Annotated in this window: 7 protein-coding genes and 1 tRNA gene; 3 read left to right on the forward strand and 5 right to left on the reverse strand. The window is 61.9% G+C overall.

All coding sequences use genetic code 11. From position 1 onward, the window contains the following. Window positions 1–7 precede the first annotated feature (7 nt). The gene (locus IPU70_RS14290) at window positions 8–856 is read right to left on the reverse strand and encodes a DMT family transporter (protein WP_207468120.1); all 849 of its coding nucleotides are present in this window, start codon (window positions 854–856) and stop codon (window positions 8–10) included. A 122-nt stretch (window positions 857–978) separates the two neighbouring features. Continuing rightward, window positions 979–1887: a LysR family transcriptional regulator gene (locus IPU70_RS14295; protein ID WP_207468121.1), complete on the reverse strand. Its 909-nt coding sequence runs from the start codon at window positions 1885–1887 to the stop codon at window positions 979–981. A gap of 95 nt (window positions 1888–1982) precedes the next feature. Between IPU70_RS14295 and gstA the strand changes: the two genes are divergently transcribed. Next, complete coding sequence (gstA, locus tag IPU70_RS14300; protein WP_207468122.1) at window positions 1983–2597, forward strand: glutathione transferase GstA; 615 nt, start codon at window positions 1983–1985, stop codon at window positions 2595–2597. Window positions 2598–2720: 123 nt separating this feature from the next. After that, entirely contained in the window at window positions 2721–3710 is a 990-nt protein-coding gene (locus IPU70_RS14305; protein WP_207468123.1) for a tripartite tricarboxylate transporter substrate binding protein, read from the forward strand. 587 nt (window positions 3711–4297) lie between these two features. Here IPU70_RS14305 and IPU70_RS14310 read toward each other — a convergent pair. Then, window positions 4298–5263 (reverse strand): toll/interleukin-1 receptor domain-containing protein, encoded by a 966-nt coding sequence (locus IPU70_RS14310; protein ID WP_207468124.1) that lies wholly within the window; start codon window positions 5261–5263, stop codon window positions 4298–4300. Window positions 5264–5434: 171 nt separating this feature from the next. On the opposite strand from IPU70_RS14310, the gene IPU70_RS14315 reads away from it, so the two are divergent. Next, the gene (locus tag IPU70_RS14315) at window positions 5435–6598 is read left to right on the forward strand and encodes a DUF4268 domain-containing protein (protein ID WP_207468125.1); all 1164 of its coding nucleotides are present in this window, start codon (window positions 5435–5437) and stop codon (window positions 6596–6598) included. A gap of 221 nt (window positions 6599–6819) precedes the next feature. Here IPU70_RS14315 and IPU70_RS14320 read toward each other — a convergent pair. Continuing rightward, a tRNA-Leu gene (locus tag IPU70_RS14320) sits at window positions 6820–6904 on the reverse strand. 166 nt (window positions 6905–7070) lie between these two features. Beyond that, the coding region (locus IPU70_RS14325) for a nucleobase:cation symporter-2 family protein (protein WP_207468127.1) at window positions 7071–8379 on the reverse strand (1309 nt) is incomplete at its 5' end.

An 8379-nucleotide genomic window follows, 5' to 3' on the forward strand; every position in this document is an offset into this window, starting at 1 on the left:
CGGACTGTCAGGCGGTCCGTTTCTTGACCAGCACCACCAACGCGATACCCAGCAGGATCAGCACCGAAGCCGTCACCAGGATGGCGGTCACCGGTTCATCCAGGAACAGGGCTCCGCCGAACGCCGTCAGCACCGGCACACTGAGCTGCACGGTCGCGGCGTGGGTCACTTTCAGCCCCTTGAGCGCCGCGTACCAGAAGACATAGCCCAGGCCCGACGTCACGGCGCCGGAGGCCACGGCATACGCCACGCCCGCCGCGTCGTAGCCCACGCCCGCGGCCAGGCCATGCAGGAAGAACAGCAGCAGCGCGACCGGCGCGGCGCGGATGAAGTTGCCCGCCGTCGCGGACGCCGCGTCCCTGGCGCTGCGGCCCAGCAACGAATAGGCGCCCCAGGCGATGCCGGCCGCGATCATCAGCAAGGCGTGGAACAGCGGCGGCGCGCTGACGCTGGGCAGCATCAGGATCACCAGGCCGGCCACCGCCAGGCCTATGCCCAGCCCCTGCGTGATGCTCAGCCTCTCGCCGATGAAGAACCCATACAGGATCATGCTGATCTGGATCGACGCGAACAGCAGCAAGGCGCCAGTGCCCGCCGGGATCTGGGTGTAGGCATAGGCGAAGGCCAGGGCATAGGCCAGCAGCGCCGACGCACCATTCCAATTACCTTCCAGCTGCCTCGCCGGCTTGCGCAAGCGCAATACCAGCCACAGCACCAACGCGCCGGAAGCGATGCGGATGGCGACAAAGGTGGCGGGGTCGATCGCGGTCTGCTTGAGCGCAAGGCGGCACAGCAGCGAGTTGCCGGCGAAGGCGAGCATGGAGAGCAGGGTGAGCGCGTACAGGCGGGGTGTCATGGCGCGGTGTTTCCCTTGGGCGGCGCTTCGGCGATCGTGTCCGGAAAAAGCGGGATGGAACGATGATCAGATCGTAGCGCGGAGTTTCGGCTGGCGGTTGGGATACACGCGTGCGATTCGTCTCAGCGGGTACGCACTTTGGCCGAAGCTTTTGAGCTGAGGGCGTGGGCGGCATGCTGCCACAGCGCGCCCACCGCCGCAGATTGCCGCCCGGCGGTGGAGCGCACCAGTCCGAACTCCCGGCGCGCCGCAGGGCTCAGCGGCAAGGCCCGCAACTGGCGCATGTCCGCAGGCAGTGTGGACTCGGGAACCACCGCGGCGCCCATGCCCTCGCGCACCAGTGCGCAGGCGCTGGCCCAGTCGCGGACCGTGACGCGGATGTCGTTGAGCTCCAGCCCGGCCTTGCGGGCCAGGCTCATGCCATTCACGGCGCAGCCGCCAGTCGCCAGGATGAACGGCTCATCGGCCAACTCGGCCAGTGCGATACCACGCGATGATGCGCGGCGGCCGAGCGCGTGGGTGCTGGACAGCAGCGCCATCCAGCGATCGCGACCCAGGATCAGAGCTTGCCTTTGCGCAGGGGGATTCATCATCACGCCCAGATCGATGGCGCCGCGCGACAGCCAATCTTCGACTTCCTCGTCGGTGCCTTCCAACGCCACCACCTCGATGCCGGGGTGACGCTGCCGGAAGCCGTGCAGGAGGGGCGGCAGCAGCGTCGAGATGACCGAGGGAAAGCTGCCCAGCCGGATGCGGCCCTGGCTCAGTCCCTGGCTGTCGTCGGCCAGTGCGCGGATGGACTCCAGGTGAGACAGCATCGCGCGGGCGTGGTCGATGACCTGCTCACCCAGCGCCGTTACCGCCACTTCCTTGCGGGAGCGGGTGAAAACCTGGAGCCCCAGCGACGCTTCCAGTTGCGCGATGGCCTGGCTGGCGCCGGATTGGGTAATGCCCACGCGCTCGGCGGCGCGGGAAATGTTGCCTGTGTCGGCCGTCGCGACAAGCAGGCGCCAATGTCCCAGGTTCAACATATTAAGTAGCTGAGCTAATGATAAGAAAGTGGAGCATTAATTTTACCTGCGCCCGGCGGTGCGAGAGACTTCCCCGCAGTTCCACCGGAGATGTCATGAAGCTCTACTACGCCCCGCATACCTGCTCGCTGTCGCCGCACATCGTGTTGCGTGAACTTGAATTGCCCTTTGAATTGGTCAGGGTGAACAACCAGACCAAGCAGACCGCGGACGGCCGCGATTTCCGCACGATCAACCCTAAAGGCTATGTCGCCGCGCTGGAACTGGATGACGGCGATGTACTCACGGAAGGGCCGGCCATCGTCCAGTATCTGGCTGACCTGCGGCCCGGCATGCAGCTGGCGCCGCCCAACGGCACGCGCCAGCGCACGCGGCTGCAGGAGTGGCTCAACTTCATAACCAGCGAGATCCACGCGGGATCGGCGCCCCTGTTCCAGTCCTCCTTGCCAGAAGCCGCCAAGCTGCATTTCCGCGAACGGCTCTTCAAGCGCTTCGATTACCTGGACGGCATCCTGGCCGAGAGCGGCTATTTATTGGGCCAGCAATTCAGCGTGGCGGATGCCTATCTGTTTACGGTGATGGGGTGGTGCCGGTTCTTCGGGATTGAACTGAACCGTTGGCCGTTCCTGGCGGCGTATGTCGCTCGTGTGGGACAGCGCCCGGCTGTGCTGGCGGCGTTGCGGGCGGAAGCGCAGGCCACCGCGTTTTGAATGAAGCGGCATAAAAGAAAGGCAAGAAAGGCGCAAGACTGCAACTTCACTCGTTAAGTTGTAGTCTTGCGCCTTTCATCACATAACGTGGCCGCGCAGCGGCCGATCGAGGAGGAGAGAAATATGACGATGCTATCCGGAGCCAAGCTCGGCAGGGCGGTATTGGGGATGACGCTGGCTGCCGTGGCGTTTGCCGCATCGGTTTCCAATGCGCATGCGGATGACTACCCTTCGCAGCCGATCAAGCTGATCGTGCCCTTTGCCGCCGGAGGCGGCAATGACGGGATTGCGCGCCTGCTGGGGCAGTTGCTGTCCGATGGGCTGAAGCAGCCCGTGGTGGTAGAGAACCGCCCCGGCGCTGGCGGCAAGCTGGGCGTGGAGCAGGGCCTGAGGGCTGCGCCCGACGGCTACACCCTGACCTTGATTTCCAATAGCTATTCAGTCAACCCCAGCCTGTACAAGCTGCCGTTCGATCCGGTGGAGGACATGACGCCGATCGGCATGATCGCGCGCGCGCCTTTCTTCGTGTCGGTCAATCCCGGCGTGCCGGTGGACAGCCTGGGTGATCTGGTGGCCCTGGCCAAGAAGAAACCGGGCGGGTTGACCTATGCCTCGTCCGGCACCGGCGGGATATCGCATCTGGCGATGGAGGCCTTCCTGAAGACGGCCGGTATCACCATGGTCCACATCCCCTACAAGGGGTCCGCGCCGGCTTTGACGGACACCGTCTCGGGCCAGGTCAATGCGATGCTGACCACGGCGGGCTCGACGCTGCCTTACCGCGAGGACAAGCGCCTGAAGGTGCTGGCAGTGACCTTGCCGCAGCGCGTGTCCTCGGCGCCGGATATCCCCACCGTGCGCGAGGCCGGCGTGCCGTACGATGTGACGGTGTGGTACGGCATCATCGCACCCAAGGGCGTGCCGCCGCAGGTGCAGGCCAAGCTCAACGCGGCGATTAATGCGGCCGTTGTCATGCCCGAGATGGCCGATCGGCTCAAGGCCACCGGGGAAGCAGCCGCGCCGGGCAGCCCGCAGGATTTTCGCGATCAGATCGTGAAGGAGATTGCTTTGTGGGGCGATGTGGTGCGCGAGGCGGGTGTGACTGTTAATTGATTGTCTTGCGCGGAATTGGGGGCAGGACTGCCAACATCCGTCTACAACAGTCTGTGCCGAGCGGTCGGACAAGAAAAAAAGCCGTTGACGGTAAACGTCAGCGGTTTTTTTTGAATTCTGGTGTCTGGGGCCATAATCGAAAAAAAATCCCGTAATCCCGCATCAATTGAGGCTGTTAAGGCTTCGATTTTTTCTTGGGTACACCTCTGGGAATCGTAGTTCTTTGGCAATGCGGGCCGGCGGTTCGGCTCCGAGAAAGGAGCCCTCTACGACGAGTCGAACAGCCTTGAAAGTTGGCAAGATATCGTCAAGAAAAGAGGGCTGCAACAGTGCGTTGTCACGATGAAGCTCCCAAGGTGGTGAGTACGGAGATTGTCTTCCCCGACAATGAGACCTTCAACGCCTGGTTCAGCGCATTGCTAGCGAAGGGCTTGGCCAAGGAGCATGGCCCGGGCAAACACCCAAACACTGCTGACCAGCGGCTTGAGTTTCTTGAATAAGGTCTGTGCCTGGGGGACAGGTACCCTTTCTTCTTTTAAGTTAGTACATCAGCACTACAGACCGAGCGGCACATATTCCCGACTGAGTCATTGTTGCATAGGTCTGATGAGCATGCCCCAGAACAGTTCCGCCGCACCTTCCTGCGTCAGCTTGTTGCGTTCACTGAAGTTCGCCATGCCCATGGGCCTTAAAAACATGGCGTGCTCATCGCTTTCGACAGAGACCATTTCGTTGTAACTGCTACCACGCGCGGCGGGATCGCTGGAATAGACGATGCCATTGTTCCTGAATCCTCCGGCCCCGAGGTGAACCGAGCATTCGCAGGCGCGCTTGCCCTGCTGATAGATCGCGGCGGTGAACGTATTGGCGTCAACCTGACGAAACTGCCCGCTTACCCCAGGGTTACGAGCTTGCAACTCTTGGAGGGAGCCCTCGAAGAATCGAGCAATGAAATCAAAGGTCTCGTGTAGAAACTGATCGCTATCGAGATCGCTAAATTCCTTCCTGAGGCGCAGGTTGCTGGATCTTGGCACAGTTGCGACAAGCGGCATCACATTCGCGGACGGCGAAGCCGCCGCGACGGCAGCAGGTGCAGATCGAGGCTCGGTCTGAGTCCGCCGCTGCTGAATAAGCCGGCGAATCTGCTTTGCAACGTCAACATAGGCTTCGTCATAGTTAGGCCAACTGGTGACCGGCCTGCCGTCCCTGGGAACCGCGAGTAGTTCGCCCAGCGGCGTAGACTGCCAATCGCAAGCGCGGACGATGACCGGAACCACGTTTGCGTCTCCAGCTCGATGTCGTTCCAATGCCCGCGTCATCTCGATCGTGTAGCAGTAGCGGGACGCCAAAAAGCTTGAACTCACCAGCAGAAGGATCACATCCGCCGCGTTGATCTGCTGGTCAATCTCCGCTTCCAAGCGGCTGCCCGCGACAATACGGCGGTCATGCCAAGACTCGATGAGTCCCTCGTGTTGCAAGGACGCGAGGTGCTTTTCGAGCTGATCGCGATATTGCTCGTCATCATGCGAATAAGAAAAAAATATCTTGGTCATCGAAGATCCTCTGTCTGTAAAGCCACCCACTCCGGGGGAGGGGGGGCGCGACGGCACCACAAGGCTTCATGAAGTATGATTTTGTAACATGGTGGCCTCTGGCACTGCTCGTGCCGGGTGTGCCCGCATTGCCCACACGCATCCCAACAACGAAAACTGGATTGACCGTACATGTTCCGAATTAACCATGCATCGAATCGCATCATCAAGCTAAAGGAGGTGAGTTTTTCGGAACTGGGATTCACAGAACGGCACCATCTTCAGGAATGGCTGGCTAATCAGCCTGATGCTCTGGGCGAAGAGCTCCTCATCATCCAAAAGGAATTCGACGGCTTCGATGACACCCGGGAGCGACTCGACCTGCTGGCCATCGATAAGAACGGCAACTTAGTCATCATCGAGAACAAGCTTGACGACTCGGGAAAAGACGTCGTTTGGCAAGCTCTCAAATACGCCTCCTACTGTTCAACCTTGTCGAAGTCACAGATCGCCGAGGTCTTTCAGAAGTATCTGGACAAGTCCGGACCGGGCCAGGATGCGAAGGCGCTCATCTGCGACTTTTTGGGACAGGAAGAATTTGCGGAAGTCGTGCTGAACCCCGGCAACGATCAGCGCCTCATCATGGTGGCGGCGCAGTTTCGAAAGGAAGTGACATCCACTGTTTTGTGGCTGTTGAAGCATCGGGTGTTCGTGAAGTGCTTTCGGGCGACACCGTTCAAGGACGGAGACGATCTGTTCCTCACAGTCGAACAGGTCATCCCGCTTCCAGAAGCCGAAGAACTCATGATTGGCATTTCCGAAAAGGAAGACGAGGAACAGTCCTCGGAGCGCGGCCAGGCGACACGGTATCAGTTGCGCACGGATTTCTGGCATGCAGCCCTTGAGGCGCTTCGGACCGCGAATGTGGAACTCTACGCCAACGTCAGTCCCAGCCGAGACCATTGGCTCAACGCGGGCTCCGGCGCCAGCGGCATCTACTATTCGATGATCTTCAATAGAGACGAGGCGCGGGTAGATTTCGCCCTAAGCACGCGATCGAAGGAGGCGAACAAGGCGCTGTTTGACTACCTCTGCGCACGCCGGGAACAGCTTGAAGCGGCTTTCGAAGGTCCGCTGTCTTGGCGGCGCATGGACGACAAGAAGGTGTCACTGATCGAATGCGCTGCTCCCTTCGACGGGCACAACCGAGAGAGCTGGCCAAGCATGATTGAGTGGCTAGTCGAACATGTGAGAAGAATGGAGAAGGTATTCGACAAGGAGATTCCTGCACTGCGGCACCTAGCAAAAACGCAGTTCTCGAAGGAAGCCACGGTCGAGGAGACGGCACTTCCATGAAAATGCTCGAGCTGGTGCGGATAGTCAGGGGCGCCCCTCAAGTAGGCGCCCTGGGGACCTGCGTTTCCGTTCGCAGTAGAGCCAAGGCAATGCATGGCAGGGGGCTTTCGGGAATCGCCGATGCTCGTAGCCTGAGTTGAGATATTTTGCGAACGGCGACGTTCACCACATTTCAAAGCAAAAAGCCGTCCCTGCTTTGCAGGAACGGCTTTTTTGAATTCTGGTGCCCGGGGCCGGAATCGAACCGGCACGCCTTGCGGCGGGGGATTTTGAGTCCCCTGCGTCTACCAATTTCACCACCCGGGCAAGGAGGTCGCGGACACGTCCAAGTGACGGTCGCGGGAGAAGCGAAGACGGCGATTATATGCGGTCTTTCATAAATTGTCAGGCGGCCCTGGGGGCAGCGATCTATCAGGGAGCCAATTCCGCCCACGGGCGCGGGCCGGGACCGGCTCCCTGAGGAGCCAGTACCCTACTTCTTCTCAGGCAGGAACCAGTTCATCACCAGCGCGCAGATGCCGCCGGTGGCGACGCCCGACTCCAGCACGCTCTTCACGGCATGGGGCAGGTGCGACAGGATTTCCGGCACTTGCGACACGCCCAGCCCCAGGGCCAGGGATACGGCGATGATGAGCAGCGCGCGGCGGTCCAGGTGGATGCCGGCCAGGATGTTGATGCCGGACGCGGCGACCGCGCCGAACATGACCATGGCGGCGCCGCCCAGCACGGGTTCGGGCACGGCCTGCAGGATGCCGGCCACGGCCGGGAACAGGCCCAGCAGGATCAGCATGCCGGCGATCCACACGCCGACGTGGCGGCTGGCGATGCCGGTCAGCTGGATCACGCCATTGTTCTGCGCGAAGACCGAGCTGGGGAAGGTGTTGAAGACACCGGCCAAGAGCGAGTTGGCGCCGTTGACCAGGACGCCGCCCTTGATGCGCTGCATCCACAGCGGGCCTTCGACGGGCTGCTTGGAGACCTTGCTGGTGGCGGTGACGTCGCCGATGGCTTCCAGGGACGTGACCAGGTAGATGATCAGCATGGGTACGAACAGCGCCCAGGAGAAGCCCAGGCCGAAGTGCAGCGGGGTGGGGATCTGGAACAGGGCGGCTTCGCGGGCGCCGGTGAAGTCCAGGCGGCCCATGTAGGCGGCGGCGATGTAGCCGACGGCCAGGGCCAGCACCAGGGCGGTGCTGCGCACCCATACGACAGGGACGCGGTTCAGCAGGATGATGGTGCCAAGGACCAGGCCGGACAGGGTCAGATTCTCGGCGCTGGCGAAGGTGCCGTTGCCCATGGCGCTGTAGCCGCCGCCCATGCTGATGAGGCCGACCTTGATCAGGGTCAGGCCGATCAGCAGCACGACGATGCCGGTGACCAGCGGGGTGATCAGGCGCTTGACGAAGGGCAGGATGCGGCTGATGCCCATTTCGACGAAGGAGCCGGCGATGACCACGCCGAAGATCGCGGCCATGACGGCTTCGACCGGGGTGCCTTGCTTGACCATGACCGAGCCGCCGGCGATCAGCGGCCCGACGAAGTTGAAGCTGGTGCCCTGCACGATGAGCAGGCCGGCGCCCAGGGGGCCGAAGCGCTTGCACTGGACGTAGGTGGCGATGCCGGAGATGACCAGCGACATGGACACGATCAGGGTGGTGTCGCGGCTGCTGACGCCCAGGGCCTGGCAGATCAGCAGGCCGGGGGTGACGATGGGAACCAGGATGGCCAGCAGGTGCTGCAGGGCGGCGACGAAGGCGACGGGAGGCGCAGGCCGGTCGTCG

Source organism: Achromobacter sp. SD115, from assembly GCF_017355315.1.
Lineage (GTDB): Bacteria > Pseudomonadota > Gammaproteobacteria > Burkholderiales > Burkholderiaceae_B > Achromobacter > Achromobacter xylosoxidans_B.

Excerpts from the sequence above, each read along its gene's own strand:
- IPU70_RS14290 (WP_207468120.1), bottom strand. The coding sequence starts at position 856 with ATGACACCCCGCCTGTACGCGCTCACCCTGCTCTCCATGCTCGCCTTC.
- IPU70_RS14295 (WP_207468121.1), bottom strand. The coding sequence starts at position 1,887 with ATGTTGAACCTGGGACATTGGCGCCTGCTTGTCGCGACGGCCGACACA.
- gstA (WP_207468122.1), top strand. The coding sequence starts at position 1,983 with ATGAAGCTCTACTACGCCCCGCATACCTGCTCGCTGTCGCCGCACATC.
- IPU70_RS14305 (WP_207468123.1), top strand. The coding sequence starts at position 2,721 with ATGACGATGCTATCCGGAGCCAAGCTCGGCAGGGCGGTATTGGGGATG.
- IPU70_RS14310 (WP_207468124.1), bottom strand. The coding sequence starts at position 5,263 with ATGACCAAGATATTTTTTTCTTATTCGCATGATGACGAGCAATATCGC.
- IPU70_RS14315 (WP_207468125.1), top strand. The coding sequence starts at position 5,435 with ATGTTCCGAATTAACCATGCATCGAATCGCATCATCAAGCTAAAGGAG.